1 protein-coding gene is annotated in these 583 nt (G+C 67.4%); it reads right to left on the bottom strand.

Annotated features, from left to right (window positions below; genetic code table 11):
* Positions 1-583: formyltetrahydrofolate deformylase (locus N1F89_RS20645; RefSeq protein ID WP_290086387.1), on the bottom strand; the 583-nt coding region annotated here is incomplete at its 5' end.

Below are 583 nucleotides of genomic sequence, written 5' to 3'. Positions count from 1 at the left end.
TCAGCCCATGCGTTCGGAGGCGTAGCTGCCGGGCGAAGCGGGGAAGACGACGGTGCGGTCGCCGTTGAGGAAGACGCGGCGGTGGATGTGCGCGTGCACGGCGCGCGCCAGCACCTGGCATTCGACGTCGCGGCCGAGCGAGACGTAGTCCTCCGGCGACTGGGCGTGGGTGACGCGCACGGTGTCCTGCTCGATGATCGGCCCCTCGTCGAGGTCGGCGGTGACGTAGTGCGAGGTCGCGCCGATCAGCTTGACGCCGCGCTCATAGGCCTGGCGGTAGGGGTTGGCGCCCTTGAAGGACGGCAGGAAGGAATGGTGGATGTTGATGATGCGCCCCGACATCGCCTGGCACATGGCGTCCGACAGCACCTGCATGTAGCGCGCCAGCACGATCAGCTCGGCGCCGGTCTCCTCGACGATGCGCATCTGCGCGGCCTCGGCCTCGGGCTTGTTGTCCTTGCCGACCCGGATGCAGTGGAACGGGATGTCGTGGTTCACCACCAGCTTCTGGTAGTCCATGTGGTTGGAGATCACCGCGACGATGTCGATCGGCAGCGCGCCGATGCGCCAGCGGTAGAGCAGG

Source organism: Aquibium sp. A9E412 (assembly GCF_030398335.1).
Classification (GTDB): domain Bacteria; phylum Pseudomonadota; class Alphaproteobacteria; order Rhizobiales; family Rhizobiaceae; genus A9E412.
This window is presented reverse-complemented; position numbering and strand designations above follow the sequence as displayed.